The sequence below is a fragment of the Desulfovibrio sp. 86 genome, from assembly GCF_902702915.1.
Taxonomy (GTDB): Bacteria; Desulfobacterota; Desulfovibrionia; order Desulfovibrionales; family Desulfovibrionaceae; genus Desulfovibrio.
Genome location: NZ_LR738849.1, coordinates 760,506 through 777,061 on the forward strand (window position 1 = coordinate 760,506; position 16,556 = coordinate 777,061).

Genomic DNA, 16,556 nt, shown 5'->3' on the forward strand with positions numbered 1-16,556 from the left:
GCCGCGCACAGGCAATATGCCAGCAGTCGGGCGGGAACGGACATCAGAACTGCGCGCCCTGCTTACGAAATCGCCTCAAGGAGAAACCATGCGCTTCAAAAATCCCCTCGGCGGGGTGTCCCTGTCTGTGGACGCCCTGTCGGCGCCCTTCGGCAAGTTTACCGACGTCTGCCGCATGATCAAGATCGAGCATTCCGTCTTTGCCCTGCCCTACGCCTGGGCCGGGGCCGTGCTGGCTGCCCGTGGGCTGCCGCCGCTGTGGAGCCTCTTTTTTCTGACCATCGCCATGGTGGCGGCACGGTCATTCGCCATGGCCTTCAACCGCCTGGTTGACCTGCCCTTTGACCGCGACAACCCGCGCACGCAAAACCGCCCCCTGGTCACCGGAGCCATCACCACCAAACAGACGTGGGCTTTTTGCGCCTTCATGGCCATCATCTTTGTGGTGGCCTGCGGCTGCATCAATCAGGTCTGCCTGTGGCTGTCGGTTCCCGCGCTCATTTTTTCCGCCATCTACAGCATACTCAAACGCTTTTCGCCCATGTGCCATTTCTGGCTGGGCGCGACTCTGGGTCTGGCCCCGCTGGCAGGCTGGCTCTCCGTAAGCCCCAACAGCCTGACCCTGCCCCCCCTGCTGCTGTTTCTGGCCGTCACCTTCTGGGTGGCCGCCTTTGACATCTACTACGCGTTTCAGGACATGGACTTTGACATGGCCTTTGATCTGCATTCCATCCCCGCCACCTGCGGCGCAGAAACGGCGCTGGCGCTGGCGGCCTTTTCCCACGCCATGACGTCCATCTTCCTGCTGCTGGCCGGTTTTGCCGCCGGTCTGCACTGGCCCTGGTATGTCGTCTGGCTTGGCATCACCACCATGCTCTTTGTGGAGCACAGGCTTATGAAGCCGCAGGACCTGCGGCATGTGAACACGGCCTTTTTCACGCTGAACGGCATCATCTCGCCCGTGGTGCTGATCGGCGTGGTCTTGGGCATTTACCTGTAGGACATTTCATGCCACGTAAAAAACAGTACCAATGGCACGCCAAGGACGAAAACGGCGATGCGGATTTTTCACAGCCCAGCCGCTCTGCAAAAAAGCGGGAAAGCCTCGCCCTGCAAGCCCTGGGCGAAGAACTGGCCAATCTTGCACCGCAGGAAGTGCAGGCCCTGAATCTGCCGCCAGACCTTGCCGAGGCCCTGGCCTTGTATGCCCGCCTTCGCGATCACGAAGGACGCCGCCGCCAGATGCAGTACATCGGCCGTCTCATGCGCGAGGCCGATGCGGAACCCATCCGGGCCGCCCTTGACCAGCGCAAGGAAACCTCGGCGGCCGCCACTGCGGCCCTGCACAGGGCCGAACAGTGGCGTGAACGCCTGCTTGCCGCCCCGGAAGCTGAACTGGACGGCCTGCTGCACAGCCTGCCTCGCCCCGTCGCGCCCGAATTCGACCCGGATCAGCCGGATCAGGACGAAGAGCGCGCCCCGCGTCCCAAGGGCAAAAAGCCCCTCGGCACAGAGGAATTGCGCAAGCTTGTGCTTGAGGCCCGCAAGGAAATTGACGACAAGGCCGCGCCCCATGCCCGCAGGGCGCTCTTTCGGGCGCTGCACGTCCTGCTGACCGCGCAAGCCGCTGCCGCCGTACATCCGGAACAGGGATAATTTTGCATCATTCCGGCAAAAATGCTTGACGCTTGCGAAGGCATACGCTAAAAGCTTTCTTCGTTACAACGCCCTTGTAGCTCAGTCGGTAGAGTGCATCCTTGGTAAGGATGAGGTCAGCAGTTCAATCCTGCTCAAGGGCTCCAGAAATTACAGAGGCTTACGGGTAGTATCCGTAAGCCTTTTTTCATCGTTACGATTCTAGCCCCGCAATAGCCCCGCTTTTTTTCGGTTTGGAGTCGTGACACACGAATATGTACTATTACCTCAAAAATGAGGCGGCCATGAAAAGTCTCCGCAAAAAATCAAAGCTCAAAAAAATTACAAGGAAACATCTTCATCGTTTTAAGCCTTCGGCTTCAAATCAAATTAAACTGCGAAACTCTCCAAAAGGAATATCAAACACAAAAAGGGGCGAACCTTTTAGCGCCAGGATTGTCCTATCCAGCGACCATTCCTCGCCCAGCGACGGGCAAAAACGGGAGAAATTGAAAGAACAAATTGGCCGCGCAAGCTCCCTAGGAAAAAACTTGTGCTACACTTTTGACGAAGCAATAGAAAAAATTGCAAAAAAACTTGATGAGGCTGAAGAGTCTTCCATTTTTTCAAAAAAACTTAAATACAGCCCAGCTCTTGCAGTTTTTTTCAAATTATTCATTTGCAAATTGTTTTTTCAGGGAAAAGTTGATTGTGGAATAATTAATAGTGAGGGCGTGGTATCTCCATTATGGGATATGAATGTTTGCTATCAAAATTTTCATAAAAGAATGAACAATATTGCTAATACCCCCCTTGAAGCGATATCAATTTGTTATAAAAGAGATGATGAGCATGAAGACTTTGAAGATATATTTAAAAATTTTTTCAAATATTTGAGTATAAATAAAAAAAATGATCATGGAATTCTTTTTTCCCTGACTGGCAAAGACAATCCCGTCACTCTGGGAGAACGCATGTCGGTTGTCAGTGGGGGAGATTGCGTTACCCCTCCCGTTCGAATTGCCGAGCATGGTCCAGATAGGTATGCACAACTCACCATGTTATCTGGAAAAAAAACATTATTTTACTGTAAAAATTGTAAAAATAAAATCATTGAACTTCCCCTATCAATGGATTTTTGTATATCGTTCAGTCCTCTTTTGGACACTCATGATCCCAGCATACTTAAGCTCAACAAAACGTTACCTAAAAATTTTTCTACATTAATTGGAATGGCTGGTGGAATTTTTTTGCTTTTTTTGGCATCGCATGGCATAGTTGAAACGAAACTTTTTTCTATAGAGAAACGAAGGACAGTGTTCGAATGCTATGATGATTTTGTTGTCGCGAAGTACCGTGACACACTGCAATACTTTAACAGATTTTTATTGTTACAAAAAAAATCATTTGATTTATTTTTAGATAGTTTTAACATCGATCATATTGAAAATTATTATACAAATCCTTTATGTCCGTTTATATTTAAATCTAAAACTAATATTAAAACAAATAATACATCTATCGTTAATGATAAAATTAATATTTTGCAAAAACTTCTTTCCTCTGACGATATAAACAAAAACGCTGATGACCGTGCTATAATTGAAGCAGAACTTCACAGGGTGCGCGACAACCTCAGCATGACACATTTCTATAAAGAGTATTCAAAAACAATTCTTAAAAAGGACAGTGATACAGCTGCTAAATTTTGGGAACGCTTTAAATATAGAATAAAAGTCATTATGAAGAAAAAAGAAATTCATGATTATAAAGTTGAAAAATTTTCCCATGACAAATCCAAAGATGAATAACATCCTTTATGAAAAAATATTATTTATAAAATCCATGTAACAATAATCTTGATGTGTGATTTCAATTCTACTGAATGCAATATTGAATAAATAGTGCCTTGAACGCTAACACTGTAACAATCAATAGCTCTTTATATCGTCTTAAAATTTACAGATATTGCACATTTTGAAATGCACATTGCGCAACAACTAACAATCATCAATCGGAAATAGTCTCTGTTCTATTGTTCTCTTTTCCAATAACATGATTACAGGGGGTAGGAATTCTCCTACCCCCTACCTATTCAGCCGCAGTACGAATTAATCATCCCAGTTATCTTTTATGGCCTGAAGTACAGCGATAACAACAGGTATCCAGTTCAGGTAATTCATTTACCCTCCCTTCATTTAGCAGCGCTGGATGCGCCGCTTTTTGTTAAGTAAGAAGAACCGAAATATTCCCGTTCGGTACCAAGGGCTGAAATCAAGGGGAACCATCATACAGCACCGCCTTTGAGCAAGGCGACCTGCAGCAGGGTAAACATGGCAGGCACCAGGTCGGGCAGATCGTTGACCACCCTGCTGGTGTGCGGCAGCAGATGCGTGATGTGTTCATCCCGAATGCCAAGGCCATAGACTTCAAAGCCAAGTTGTTGGGCCACCCCTATGGCATTGTTTGCAGCCAATGGGTTGTCCGGCATGCCGTCAGTGATAACCAGAATCATCTTGCGTTGCTCCTTGAGGGGCAGCATGCTTTGCAAAACCCACCACAAGGCCCCAGCCAAGGGTGTGCCGTCAGAAGCCCGAATGTCGAACAAATCTGGCACCGATTGCCCATGCCGCATGATGGGGAATACAGAGTTTGTGACCGCAGTAGCGGGGAAAGCCGTAACTGCTGGATTCACGCCACGGATACGACTCAGGGCAGTTACCACTGCATAGCAGGCCCGATTGGCAAGATTAATCGGTGCGCCAGCCATGCTGCCGCTTACGTCCAGCAGGACATGGACAGCGGTGTTTAGCCCTTGCTGCTCAGATTCTTTTTGGAAAACCCGATCATTACCAACCTGCAGACGGTGTAGCAAATTGGCATGCAGTGTTCCTCTACGCCCGATGCTGCAACGCCTCTGGGTTTGCGCCTGTAGAAATCCCTGAAGGCGAGTGCGCAGGGCAACGCTGGCCTGAAGGGCTTGCAGCTTCTGCTCTGCTGGCAAGGGGGCTGCATGTCGGGAGCCTTCCACGGCCACGGTCAGTGCGTCACCAGCGGATTCTGCGCTGCTATTGGCAAGCTCAATCGACATGATTTCGCCGAGTTGCTTGGGGAGATCCTGCGCCTCTGCATGAAACAAGGCCTTAAGCGGTAAAGCACTAGACAGTTGGACCGGTTCAGATTGCTGGTTGATTTGTGTGGCAGAATCGTTGGCTTCCCCTATCGCCCTTGGTGTGGCTCCCTGACCATTTTTATTCGTGCCTTCGCTGGTTGCAGTTGACTGAGGTGGTTCCCACTGCCTGATACATATGGCAATTTGTCGAGCATACTCGACTGCTGCCGCAGTATCCGGGCAATGGATGTAAACCTTGACCAAGATGGCATCCAGAACCTCTATCAAGCTGGGGAAGTGCTGCTCCACGATGCTTGCCGCGTGTTGCCGTGCCGGGGTCACCTCATCCACATCCCAGGCTCGCACGGTCAACAGCACATAGTCCAAAACAGCAAGGGCCGGGGAATCATCCCCGGCCCTTGGCTGTGCTTGCGCTACAAAGAATCGTCGTATCAGCCAGTTCAGGTTTCTCCTACAGCCAGGGAAAATGCCTGACAGCATTTTTTCAACACGCCAATCTTCAAGACAGTTGAACAAATTGAAGGTCATTGGATCAAGGTTTGCAGCTTTCAGCACGCCAAAATCTGTGTGCCGTATATGGGCAGCCTCATGGTCTGTGAACCCCTTGGCGAGCGCCAGCAATTCCGGCTCACAATCCATGGGCAATGAAGGCAAGTGGATAACCTTACCGTTGGTGCAGGCCTCCTTGCCGCCAATACGTACCTGCACCCCGTAGCGGTCACCCAGGATGGATGCCACAAGGGGCAGGCAGTTGAGTACATCTTTTGTTCGAATCATGGAGTCACCACAGGCCCAGGCTGGGGATGGCAGGATGAGGCAACGGGCTGTCAACCACGGGAATCTCAGGCAGGATGGGTTCATCGTCCATTTCTCCATCCACGGTGCTGTCCACCCGTCCAGCAGGATCATCCGGCTCGGATACGCACGCTGGACCAGCCAGCAGAGCATCCAGCACAAAGGCCGGGCCATAGCCCTCAATGACCTTCTGAGCGTGGCCTACAAGGGCAGTACTGTCCTTGAGCAGGCAGACCAGCCCCTGCAACAGCAGCAGGTCTGTACCGGTGATGTTGCCCTTCTTGGGCATGCGCAACAGTGCAGCCTGCACGATGTCAGCCACCGGGGCCACATGCGGCTCTACGAAGGACAGACTCGTGAGCTTGGCGTGCAAGGTCCGCAGGGGCGAAAGGGCTTTGTGGGTTACTTCCGTCTTGCCGTGGTACACCCTGCGCCAGATGTCTTCGGCAGACTTGGCCACTTCGCCAAAGAGCGTGCCGCCGAGGGCCTGCACTTCTTCTGCCAGCCCTGCTTCCAGCACAGCGGTATTGTCCGAGTGCTGCTCCAGCGGAGCCACCCTGTACAGCTGCCAGCGAAAATCCATGCGGGCGCGCACATAGTCCGGCCCCACGATGGAATTGCGGATAATTGCGCCCCAGTGGTGGTGCTTCTCAATCCAGGCCTGTACATTCTGGTCGTAACCAGCCAGAAAGGCTTCTTTTTCTCTCTGAAAGTCGTTGCGGATGCTGCAAAGCTCCTGCACGATTTCACCGGCTTTTTCTTCAGGGATGGCCCAGCCGGACATGAAGCGCACGCCGTGTCGGTCCAGATAGTTGAAGGCGCGGGCCTTGAGCGTGCCGAACACCTTGAGGTTTTCCGGGTCGGCAATGCGCTTGGAACCCAGCGAAGCCAAATCTTCGGGGGGCAATTCCGCCCCACCCAGGTCTTCCTGGCTCATCTTGCGCCGGGCTGACCACAGGCTGACATTGAGGTTGAGGGCCAGCAAATTGTCCAGAATACGAATGTCAGAAACAATTGGTGTCATAACCGTCTCCTAAAATGAGCTTTTTGTGGTGTTTAAGACGTAACCTTTGGTGAGCTTTTTGGCTGCACGGGCTTCAAGCTCCAGGACGGAATTGTTGCCCGCACAATTTTCAGCGGGAATAACGTGTTGTTGCCCAACAGTATTCGGCTTACCCCAATGGAGCATGAGGCCTTCGGGGCGGGCCTCGCCGATCCAGAATTTACCGTTCTGGTTCTTGCCGGAAAGGGTATGAACTACCTCCAGATGGACGCGGGGGTTAGCTACCGCAGTTGTGTGGTGCAGCTGGCCGCGCATGAACCGTAGGGCCTGATCTCCTTGCAGATTTTCAGGGCCAGCCGTTTCTGTTTTGGGGGCTTCAGTTTCCATATGTTGCGGGAACATGCGCTGAGCCAGTTCGTGCAACATGGCGCGGGTTTCGCGGCTGGCGCGATAGGCCAATGCCCGGTCAAGGGCATAGGTGACAGGCTGTATGCCCTGGTGGGCCAGAGGTTGGAACCGCACGGTCAGATCGCCCCAGCGCAGCAGGCTGCGCGTGGAGAAGGTGACTTCAATGGTGTTGGTCAGATTGCCGGTGGAAGCCTCGCCCATGAACAGCTTGCGAACCTCATTGGCATAGTCCACCATGGTGGCGCACAGCGATTCGGGCAGCGATGGGAAGCGCCGGGCAAGCAGGCTTTTTTCCACATCGGCAGGTGGGTAGCCCACTTCGCAGATAGTAAAGCGGTCCAACCAGGCAAGGTTCTGCCGCTGGGTGCCCTGATAGAGGCCGGTGTCATCGCCGCCGCCATTGGTGTTGGCCGTGGCAACCAGACGGAACATGGGGTGTGGCGCAATCAGCTCGCCGCCGTTTTCCGCTATGCACAGGGGGGAGCCGTCCAATACGCTATTCAGCCCAGCTGCAATCTCTGGCGAGGTCAGGTCAATCTCATTCAGCAGCAAAAGTGCGCCGTAACGCATGGCAAGCGCCAGTGGGCCGTACTCAAAGGCCATGTTACCACCCTTAACGGTCAGGTGACCAACCATGTCGGCAAACTCCAGACGTCCGTGTCCGGTGACCTCAAAGACGGGATAGTTAAGTCTGGCAGCCAGCTGCTTGATGCAAGTCGTTTTACCACAGCCTGTGGGGCCGAAGACGTACAGTGGTTCCTGGGGGTTGAGAAACCAGACCACAACATCGCGGCTGGACTCATGGAAGATATATTCGTGGTCAATAGCCGGGGTGTAGGCCGAAGGGACGGCGTAGCCTCTGACAGTGGTGCCGGATGGTTTGCCGCTGAAGACCTGACCGGCATCAAGATCCGTGGGCTGCAGCTTACAAAGGTCGTTGATATTATTCATGCCTGGCTCCTTAAAACGAAAACTGCCCCAGGGTGGGGCGGTTTTGGCGAACGGGATAAAAGTGAGGGGATGGTCATGAGCGCCCTATTTTTTAGTTTATGGGCGAAATGCTCAATTTTTCGAAAGGTGAGCCGGTGCGCTCGCAACGGGCCAGCAAGGTATCCACGTCTATGCCGCCCATGTGCTCAGCGTTAAGAATCTCGGTCAACTCCTCCCGCAGAGCATCCTTGTCCAACGTGGTACGCCCTGCTGCCACTGACATACGGAAGCGGTAGTTTCCCGTGTCTACCCAATCCCGTGTGCCAGCCTGACGGTGGACCAGCTTAAGCACAGTCTCCATTTCTTTGATTTCATTATCTAAAAACGTGCGCTGATCCTTAAGGGCAGCCAGTTTTTCAAGCGTCGGTTCCCATTGCGGCATTTGCACGCCCTGTGGGAATTTGGGGCAGGCGCTGTTGTGCTCGCAGTACGAGCACAATGGGTAAAAGCCCTGAGCGCAATCCACCTGTTCCAAGGTTATGTGCCCAGCGCGAAATGCCGTTAGCTCACCCCAAAGTTGCGCCGCATGGTCAAGGGCCGTATCCAGCATGGCCTGATTGAAGCCATATGGGCCGAACGCTTTAACCTCTTTCATGGAAAGGCAGAGCAACCATGCCTCCACGCTTGCCTCGGCAGCCGTTGCGGGCAAGTTAAGGCCAAGTTGGGCACGGCAAAGTTGAGGGAAGGTCACTTTGTCATGCAGAAGCGTACCGTCCTCAGCACGGAGGCTGAAGACGGGTTTGCTCCATGCTTTTGCCAGAAGACCGATTTGCCCGTGCAGTTGCAGCAGGTGGGAATCGTGAGGCGAAGCAGGTAGTTTGTCAGTGCTTTTAACTTCCAGAATGCGTATGGCATTGACGGGCGCGCCCCAGACCAGCACAAAATCAAGATGGGCTTTAATGGGCACGCCCTGATGCTGCCAGTTGATTTCAAGCTGGGGCAGCATATACAGACCCAGTGATGCCAGAGCTTGCCCAACCCCGGACTCGAACCAGTGCCCGCGCTGAAGTGTGAGCAGGCGCTCCAGACTGTTTGTAGTGGGCAGCACCTTTCTGGCCAGTGCAGCCCGTGGACATTCCCAGTGCTGACCGATGTCGCTCATACCAATGTAGCTGGAGCGGTCGCCCAAATGGGCAAGTGTGTCTTTGTGGGCCACGGCTTGCAGGCCCTGCCTGATTAACGCCCGTAATCCTTCCGTGCGGTCCTTCTGTTCCATGGTTTAGCCTCCATAAACGTGAAAGGGCCGCCATCAGGCAGCCCTCTCACTCGATATTTTTATTTTTGCTATGCGGCATCAACATACTTCCACCACAATTTTCTCTGCGGATTCCAGCGGAAGCCCGAACCAGTCAGTAATTCCTTTTTGGCCTGCGTGTTGCCGGTGGCAATGATGCACGGTCGTCCGTCCTGAGCGGTAACCTGCTGGTAGGTGACACCTTCAAGCGGTGGAAGGCTTTCAAGGCTGGCTGACGGGCGATTTGAAGGGGTTGAAATACTGTTCGTGATGGATGGGTCGCGTTGTCGGACTTTTTGCGATTCAGAGGCGATTGTGGGCAATTTAGGCCGTGTAGACGATTTTTTGCCATTTTTAGCCCCTTCGCCATCGTCATCTTCGGTTACCATGCCCAACATGGCGGTTAACGCGTAGCGGCGAGCATAAGTAATTGCCGATCCCATGCCCTGCGGGTCGGCCTTGGGCAAAGGAACCACAGCAAGAGAGCTTTGCCACTGGCCAGACTCTGCATGTGTCAGCTTGGTAACCAGCCCTAAGGAGTTGGGCTGTTCCACAGGCACAGGATACTGGCACAGCCAGATGCCATTTTCGATGAGCGCATCACGGCAGGCGTCCATGACGCTGTTGAGGCTGGCGTACCAGCTTTTGGTGAAGGGATTTTCAGCGTCTTTTGTAGCAGGTTGAACGGTTCGTTGTACGCAGAGCAGGGCCTTAGCCAAATCGGTAATGTTTTCTGATTGGTATTCGTGCATGTTTGCCCCTTAAAAATGGCAAAGCCCCGCCCAGCTTAGTGCTGGACAGGGCTTTTTGGGTGTTTTGAAGCGTAATTCCTATCTTCTTGAGAAAGTAATATATTTTTCAAATTTAATGAATAACTCTGTTTTCGCGGTTTCAAGTTCAAAGTGCAACACCCAGTCCTTGGGTATTGGCGTCTTCTAAAAAAACTTCATAGGGTGTCTTAAACCCAAGGCATTTTCTAGGCCGCCAGTTCAAGCGGCACATTGCCGCTATGATCTCATCTTGCGTGACCGATGCCAAGCTTACCCCCTTGGGGAAGTATTGGCGTAGAAGGCCATTGGAGTTCTCGTTCAAGCCACGCTCCCACGAATGGTAGGGGTGCGCAAAAAATCCCTGAGCCTCGAGTGTAGCTGACACATCGGCATGGTAGCTGAACTCCTTGCCGTTATCATAGGTAATAGTCTAAACAAAGTCCTTAATGGGTGTCAAGAGTCCTTCAATGACCCGCCTTACTTCGCTGGCGCTTTTGTTGGGAGCCTTGCCAAACAGGAAAAGACGACTTTTACGCTCTGCAAGTGTCACCAAAACGGGGCCTCCTTTACTGCCTTCAACGGTATCAGCCTCCCAATCACCAAGGCGTGAGCGCTCGGCAACAATGGACGGGCGTATGTCTATGCTGATACGCCCCTTGATTTGACCTCGTCTGTCGGGTTTGCCATATCGTCGTTTGCGTTTGCGCTGGCAGCGCAAATGGCTGTGCAGCGTTCCTCCTCGTTTTTTGTCCGCCAGAATGTACTGGTAAATCCATTCATGACTGAGGGCAAAACCTTTGCGTTTGAGAACTCCAGAGATTTGCTCCGGACTGAAGTCCTGGTGCAGACACTGTTCAACATACGTCCATACCTCAAGGCCAATGCGCTTCTTCCCTTTACTGGTCTGCCTTTTCTGACTGCGCTTGTGTGCCTGCCTGTAGCGGTAGCCACGCGCCCCGGTATTTCGCGCAAGTTCGCGGCTTACAGTTGAGACGCTACGGCCTATCGCTTTGGCTATGGCCCTCAGTGACGTTCCACTTTTCACTGCCTGGCAGATGTAGTACCGTTCTTCCCTGGCAAGGTGTGCATAGCCCATACGCCCCTCAATCTTTGGTTGGATGGAGAGGCTAAAGGGCTATACCACCTTGCCTTTTCATTCAACTTTGAGGGTGTTGCACTTGCAAGTTGAATCCGCCTTTTATAATAACCGGCCCGCAGCATATCGATTTCATCCTGCTGAAACAGCTCAGCCAGTCATTTCAAAGAAATTTCTAACTTTCATGACTTAAGCATTTCTCCCTCCTTATCCGTCGTGTGTTTTCAATATGGCTAAAATTGTATCCATATTTCAAAATGCAGCTAAATTTCTTTTGCCATGCCCCTGTTATGTGCTTTTTCGAGAGCCAGTGCACAGATGGCAACATCTTGAAGGGCCATGCCTGAGCTGTCGAAAACTGTAATCTGCTTGCCGTTTGTTCGTCCGGCCCGCCCATTGAGCACCGCCCCAAGCGGTGTAATGCGCTCTTTGTTTACAAGACCTGTTTTGAATGCTTTTTCGTATTCACCTACGGTTATTGACTGTTCCACTACGTCGGCGAACAGATTGGCCCTTGCAAACAAAGCCGGATCGAGTTCCTGTTTGCCCTCACCGTCGGCTCCCATTGCAGAAACATGGGTTCCTGCACGCACCATATCTGCGGAAAACAGGGGCTCGCGGGCAGCAGTGACGGTAACGATGATATCTGCTTGCTGTACCGCGTCAGGGGCATCCACGGCATTTGCCTCAAGCGAGAGTTCTTCGCGAATCCGTCTGGCAAATGCGGCTGCGGCCTCTTTTGATCTGTTTGTTACAAAAACCTGCCTGATCTTTCTGACTTCGCAAATGGCCAAAAGCTCGTACCATGCCTGGTGTCCGGCACCAAAAATCGCAAGGGTTGCGCAGTCGGGCCGTGAAAGATGACGAACAGCAACGGCATCGGCTGCGGCAGTGCGCAGGGCTGTCATGTGCGAGGCCCCCACCAGCGCCTTGGCGTATCCGGTTTCCGGATCAAGCAGCAAGGTAGTGGATGCATGGGCATTATGCCCTTGCTTGCGGTTTTCTGGCCAGTAGCTACCTACCTTAAGGCCCAGCACGCCACGGTTGGTCAGTAATCCGCTTTTCATGCTGAAGGACGTACCCTGTTTGGGGCCGTGCCCCATGACCACAGGAAACACCTTGGCCGCACCCCGGCCAATCTCGCAGAATACCCCTTCTATTGTTTCTATGGCGTCGGCCATTGTTACAACAGATTTTGCTGTTTCTTCAGATACATAAAGCATACGTACCCCCTACCAACCCTTCAGGCGCGTCCACTTGGCCGCGATTTTCTGTTTATCTGCGCCGATGACATTGTAGAGGGCGTGCTGCTCAACCGTGGCACAGGCATGGATGGGAAGAATGCGCACTTTTGTGCCATAGGGCAGGTCGGGTATGCTTGCCTGAAAATCTGCCCGGCGGGCAATGATGCCGTGTTCCTGATTGGCATTGGCCACAAAAAGGCCGTGCATAATGTTACCTTCAAGATCACAGACCAGCCCGTACCCCTGGTCAACGCTCTGCGATTCGGTTCCCCGGTCAGAAGATAGCGCTGCCCATCCGGCGTCTATGATAGTCCAGCCTTTTTCATGCTGATGCCCGATAACAGTGGCCAGAACTGAAACGGCGATGTCCTGTGGCGAGCACACACCAAGCCCGGCCTGAACAAGATCAAAAAAGGCAAACACGCCTGCGCGAACCTCGGTGATTCCGTCATAGTTCTCGGCAAACAGTGCAGTGGGGGTGGAACCAATGCTCACCACAGGGCAACCGTGCCCAGCGTGACGCAAAATTTCTGCGGCTCTTACTGCGCTTGCCCGCTCGTTTTCCGCAGCAGCTACAAGCGCCTCGCGGTTGATGGCTGTGTAACTTTCGCCCGCATGGGTCAGCACGCCACGCAGGTTGCCAGAAGCATGCAATGTTTGGGCAATGGCAAGCAGTTTTTCATGGTCGTCACAATGCACGCCCGATCTGTGGCCGTCGCAATCAAGTTCAATCAGCGCCGGAATCGTAACATCCTGTCGCGAGGCAGCGGCAACAGCCTCGGCCTGCTCCACACTGTCGAGCAGCACGGTCAGGTTGACGCCCTGCCGCAACAATGCCTGAACGCGCACAATCTTTTGCGGTGAAATACCAACAGCATACGTTATGTCTGTAATGCCGGCTCTTGCAAAAGCCTCTGCCTCGTTGAGCGTAGACACCGTTGCTGGGCCGTGGGCTCCGGTTACCATGCGGCGGGCGATTTCAATGGACTTGGCTGTTTTCAGATGGGGGCGAAATGCAACGGTCTTTGCGGCAAGTCGAGTGTGCAACCGTATTATATTACAGTTCATTTTCGATACATCAAGAAGCAGACAAGGGGTATCAAGATCGGAAACAAAATCGGTTTCAGCCCGGGTAGTTGCCTGCGGTGTCGTGTAATTGGTATGCATGGTAACCTCTTTTATTCTGATACTATATTAGTAGGATACCAAAAGTAAAAATTCAATTTACAAATGGTAAATCCCATATTAAGTGGTTCTTAATGTTCACATCAGATGATATGATCTTTCTTTCGGCTCTCAGCAGATCTTCATCTCTGGCTGCCGCTGCCAGGCTTCTGAATGTTACTCCACCCGCTGTTACACAGCGGCTGAGGGCTTTGGAAGCCCGTACTGGCGTACATCTGGTAGATAGGGGTACAGGAGAAATCATATTCACCGACGAAGGTGAACTTCTGGTGGATGCTTCAAAGCGTATTTTGCGAGATATAGATAGCGTATCTGAGTTGTTGCGAGAAAGAAAAGGCGTTGTCTCCGGCCAGTTGCATATTGCAGGGCCCACAGGATTTGGGCGCAGGTATCTCGCACCAGTGGTAGAAGCCTTTAGTAAACTGCATCCACAAGTTACAATCACCCTGAATCTGTCAGACAACCCGGTGCATCTGAGGTCGGATTACTGGGATTTGATAGTTCATATTGGTGAAATGCCCACGCACCCGTTTCAACTGGTAACGCTCGCACCCAACAAGCGTTTGTTGTGTGCCTCGCCCGGTTATGTGCAGCAACATGGCACGCCAGAAACGCCCAGGGATCTGGTGAAACACAATTGTCTTATTCTGCGAGAAAACGACGAAGACGTTACCATGTGGCGCTTCTGCGGGCCCGGCAACAACAATCTGGCTATGCGTATTGCTGAGGGAATGTCATGTAATGACGGCGATGTGATTCTGGCGTGGGCTCTTTCTGGTCTGGGGATCGTTTTGCGGTCAGAGTGGGATGTGGCTGACGCCCTTGCCACGGGGAATCTTGTTCACCTAATGCCAGACTGGGTTTCTCCCGATGCTCCTGTTATTGCCCTGCTTGGGCCCCGCCACCAGCGGGCGGCGCGTACGCGTTTTTTTCTGGAGGAATTGAGGCAAGCGCTCAATCCCGCACCGTGGCGTGCGGCATGGGAACACACAGCAAGTGTTCAGGATCTTTTGAAATAGATTACCCTGATAGGTCTGTGGGGCAGAGCCGCCAATTATGCGTTAAAAAAGGGTTCTTCCAAGTTTTCCGTGGGTAGGTGACCAGCATGGTCAGCCCCGGAGAGTGATCATGAAGGACACGGATCTGTATTCGCGGGTTCTGGGGCTGAACGCCCCCTGATGTAGAGTTGGACACAACCGTAGGCCAGGTGGATGACCATGTTTATCATGCTGCCGGTGTCCGATGGCGAGGTCCGACCTGTGGACGCGAGCTGGCTTGCCGGGATCATGCAACGCCCCGGATTTAGCGTCATCTCGACACCTGCCAGTTCAAGACCTTTCTCCGTGCCCGGGTTTCACGGTGGAGTGTCCTGAGCACGGTGTGCTTCAGGTCAAAGTGCCTTGGCTGAGACCAAAGGACGCTTCACCTTGCTCATGGAGCGTTTGGTAATTATCATGCAGCATGTGGCTCAGACGGTAGACACGGTCCGCCGGTAGAAACATCAAGAGCTGCTCCGCCAAGAAGACGAGCGCCTCGGCACCAAGTACATCTGGCTATTCTGGGAGGAGAACCACCGGACAAACACCAACCAATGTTAGAAGCCCTAAAGGACACGAACCTGACGGTGGCCAAGGTCTCGGCCCTGAAGGAAAGCTTGCCCGAGTTGTGGAACTACCTCCGCGTCGGCTGGGCTAGGCGAAGGCCATCCTTTCCGCAGGGCTGGCCGCTGGGACGCCAGAGTGAAAGTAAATCTTTCCACCAGTTTTCACCGGCATCGTTCGCCATTGCATGGAGAGCCTTTAACCCTGCAGTGGAGATGCGTCTTTTGAAAATGCTCATCTTTGTTCCCCTCTATCCTTATGCAAGTGCACTGGTTGCATGAGATCAAGTTCGTTGCAGGTTAAAAGCGCTGTTCAATCCCCCCCACCGCTACTAGCGTCGACAATCTCAAGCCAAACAGTGGGTTGGGTTCATATTCAGCCAAGGCCCTAACCTCCGAAGTGATCCATCCACTCGAAAGCGTATCCCGATCACTTTCGCGCAGAGGCCGGAGGCACTCCACAATCCGTTGGTGATCAGTGTGAAGCTCCCTCAAGCCTGAAAGCCTAGGTAGATGCCGAAGAAATCACCCGTGAGTATGTATGCGCTTTCATTGCATACCCTACCCGAGGCTCGAAGTACAAGCTCTGAGCAGCCGCGATGCAGTATGCCGTAGGTGGAATTCTGCAGCGGCCACATTCCCGAGTCAGGCATAGCAGCCAGCTGGATAATTGAGATATGTAGCAGAGAGGGCCGGGGAAATCCCCGACCCTCTCTATTCTGGCAGGCTACTTTCTGATGAACAAGGACAAGCCTTCACTGATTGGCAAGCACAATCCAGAGCACGGTACCGCGAAGCCAGCTTGACCGATAGAATCAAATTCAGCACTTTTTTGGCAAAGGAGCGCGGATATGCAACTTAGCACCGCAGTACGCCCAATTAGTGCGGTCAAGGCGCACCTTACAGAAATCATTCGCACTTTCAGCGAAGAAGCTGCGCCGCCCGTTGTGATCACACAGAATGGCGAGGCCAAGGCCGTGCTCATGGGCGTTCATGAATATGAGCGCATGCAGGAAACGCTGGCCATGCTCAAGGCTCTTTGCGTTTCCGGCAAGAGCTTTGAGACGGGCAAGGGACGCCCCGCTCGGGAAGTTTTCGCAGGCCTGCGCGCAAAGGGTAAACGATGACCCCCTACACCTATAAGCGGCCAATGCAGGCCAGCTCAAGCAGATACGATTCTGGGCAAGTTAGAGCAGGCCATCCGCTCTCTGCACAGCCTGCCTCAGAGTGGCAATGCCCCACCGGGGCTCTACCGTTTCAAACGCACATCGAAAATGTCCTCATTGTGCGCTGGGTAAGGTCAAACTAAGATCAGCTAAAATCTCGATGCTAGATAAAACCGTTGCAGTTTCGCAATATTCTGCTTAGCTTATAAGGCCATTGTATAAATTTACCAAATATTATCTATTTTCAGCTGTGAAATACGTAAAAAATTCTCACCACCACAGAAATTATCAACCGAC

General features: G+C 52.6%; 12 protein-coding genes, 1 tRNA gene and 2 pseudogenes. 7 read left to right on the forward strand and 8 right to left on the reverse strand.

Going from position 1 to position 16,556, the window contains the following annotated elements:
• The first annotated feature begins 88 nt into the window (after positions 1-88).
• The 4 genes from DESU86_RS03295 (at position 89) to DESU86_RS03310 (ending at position 3,446) form a co-directional block, all read left to right on the forward strand.
• Positions 89-1,000 (forward strand): UbiA-like polyprenyltransferase, encoded by a 912-nt coding sequence (locus tag DESU86_RS03295; RefSeq protein ID WP_179979740.1) that lies wholly within the window; start codon positions 89-91, stop codon positions 998-1,000.
• A gap of 8 nt (positions 1,001-1,008) precedes the next feature.
• Complete coding sequence (gene yjgA / locus DESU86_RS03300) at positions 1,009-1,656, forward strand: ribosome biogenesis factor YjgA (protein WP_179979741.1); 648 nt, start codon at positions 1,009-1,011, stop codon at positions 1,654-1,656.
• 70 nt (positions 1,657-1,726) lie between these two features.
• Positions 1,727-1,802: transfer RNA gene (locus DESU86_RS03305), tRNA-Thr, on the forward strand.
• A gap of 138 nt (positions 1,803-1,940) precedes the next feature.
• Positions 1,941-3,446 (forward strand): hypothetical protein, encoded by a 1,506-nt coding sequence (locus DESU86_RS03310; RefSeq protein ID WP_179979742.1) that lies wholly within the window; start codon positions 1,941-1,943, stop codon positions 3,444-3,446.
• A gap of 476 nt (positions 3,447-3,922) precedes the next feature.
• On the opposite strand, the gene DESU86_RS03315 is transcribed toward DESU86_RS03310, so the two are convergent.
• From DESU86_RS03315 to DESU86_RS03350, 8 genes and pseudogenes are all read right to left on the reverse strand, one after another.
• Complete coding sequence (locus tag DESU86_RS03315; protein ID WP_179979743.1) at positions 3,923-5,545, reverse strand: cobaltochelatase CobT-related protein; 1,623 nt, start codon at positions 5,543-5,545, stop codon at positions 3,923-3,925.
• A 4-nt stretch (positions 5,546-5,549) separates the two neighbouring features.
• A complete protein-coding gene (locus DESU86_RS03320) occupies positions 5,550-6,587 on the reverse strand; it encodes a DUF3150 domain-containing protein (protein WP_179979744.1) in 1,038 nt (345 codons plus the stop codon).
• Positions 6,588-6,944: 357 nt separating this feature from the next.
• Positions 6,945-7,925 (reverse strand): annotated as a pseudogene (locus DESU86_RS03325) (AAA family ATPase); the annotation flags it as partial.
• A 91-nt stretch (positions 7,926-8,016) separates the two neighbouring features.
• On the reverse strand, positions 8,017-9,180 hold the full coding sequence (locus DESU86_RS03330) for a hypothetical protein (RefSeq protein ID WP_179979746.1): 1,164 nt from the start codon (positions 9,178-9,180) through the stop codon (positions 8,017-8,019).
• A 68-nt stretch (positions 9,181-9,248) separates the two neighbouring features.
• Positions 9,249-9,950 carry an ERF family protein gene (locus DESU86_RS03335; RefSeq protein ID WP_179979747.1) on the reverse strand — a complete coding sequence of 234 codons (702 nt, stop codon included), beginning with the start codon at positions 9,948-9,950 and terminating at the stop codon, positions 9,249-9,251.
• A gap of 145 nt (positions 9,951-10,095) precedes the next feature.
• Positions 10,096-11,064: pseudogene (locus tag DESU86_RS03340) on the reverse strand (IS30 family transposase).
• Between the two features lie 263 nt (positions 11,065-11,327).
• Positions 11,328-12,287 (reverse strand): ornithine cyclodeaminase family protein, encoded by a 960-nt coding sequence (locus DESU86_RS03345; RefSeq protein WP_179979748.1) that lies wholly within the window; start codon positions 12,285-12,287, stop codon positions 11,328-11,330.
• 9 nt (positions 12,288-12,296) lie between these two features.
• Positions 12,297-13,376, reverse strand: coding sequence for an alanine racemase (locus DESU86_RS03350; RefSeq protein ID WP_232088243.1), 1,080 nt, complete (start codon positions 13,374-13,376; stop codon positions 12,297-12,299).
• Between the two features lie 191 nt (positions 13,377-13,567).
• On the opposite strand from DESU86_RS03350, the gene DESU86_RS03355 reads away from it, so the two are divergent.
• The 3 genes from DESU86_RS03355 (at position 13,568) to DESU86_RS03365 (ending at position 16,220) form a co-directional block, all read left to right on the forward strand.
• Positions 13,568-14,512, forward strand: coding sequence for a LysR substrate-binding domain-containing protein (locus DESU86_RS03355; RefSeq protein WP_179979750.1), 945 nt, complete (start codon positions 13,568-13,570; stop codon positions 14,510-14,512).
• A gap of 572 nt (positions 14,513-15,084) precedes the next feature.
• The gene (locus tag DESU86_RS14470) at positions 15,085-15,375 is read left to right on the forward strand and encodes a hypothetical protein (protein ID WP_232088244.1); all 291 of its coding nucleotides are present in this window, start codon (positions 15,085-15,087) and stop codon (positions 15,373-15,375) included.
• A 569-nt stretch (positions 15,376-15,944) separates the two neighbouring features.
• Entirely contained in the window at positions 15,945-16,220 is a 276-nt protein-coding gene (locus tag DESU86_RS03365) for a type II toxin-antitoxin system Phd/YefM family antitoxin (RefSeq protein ID WP_179979751.1), read from the forward strand.
• Positions 16,221-16,556 lie beyond the last annotated feature (336 nt).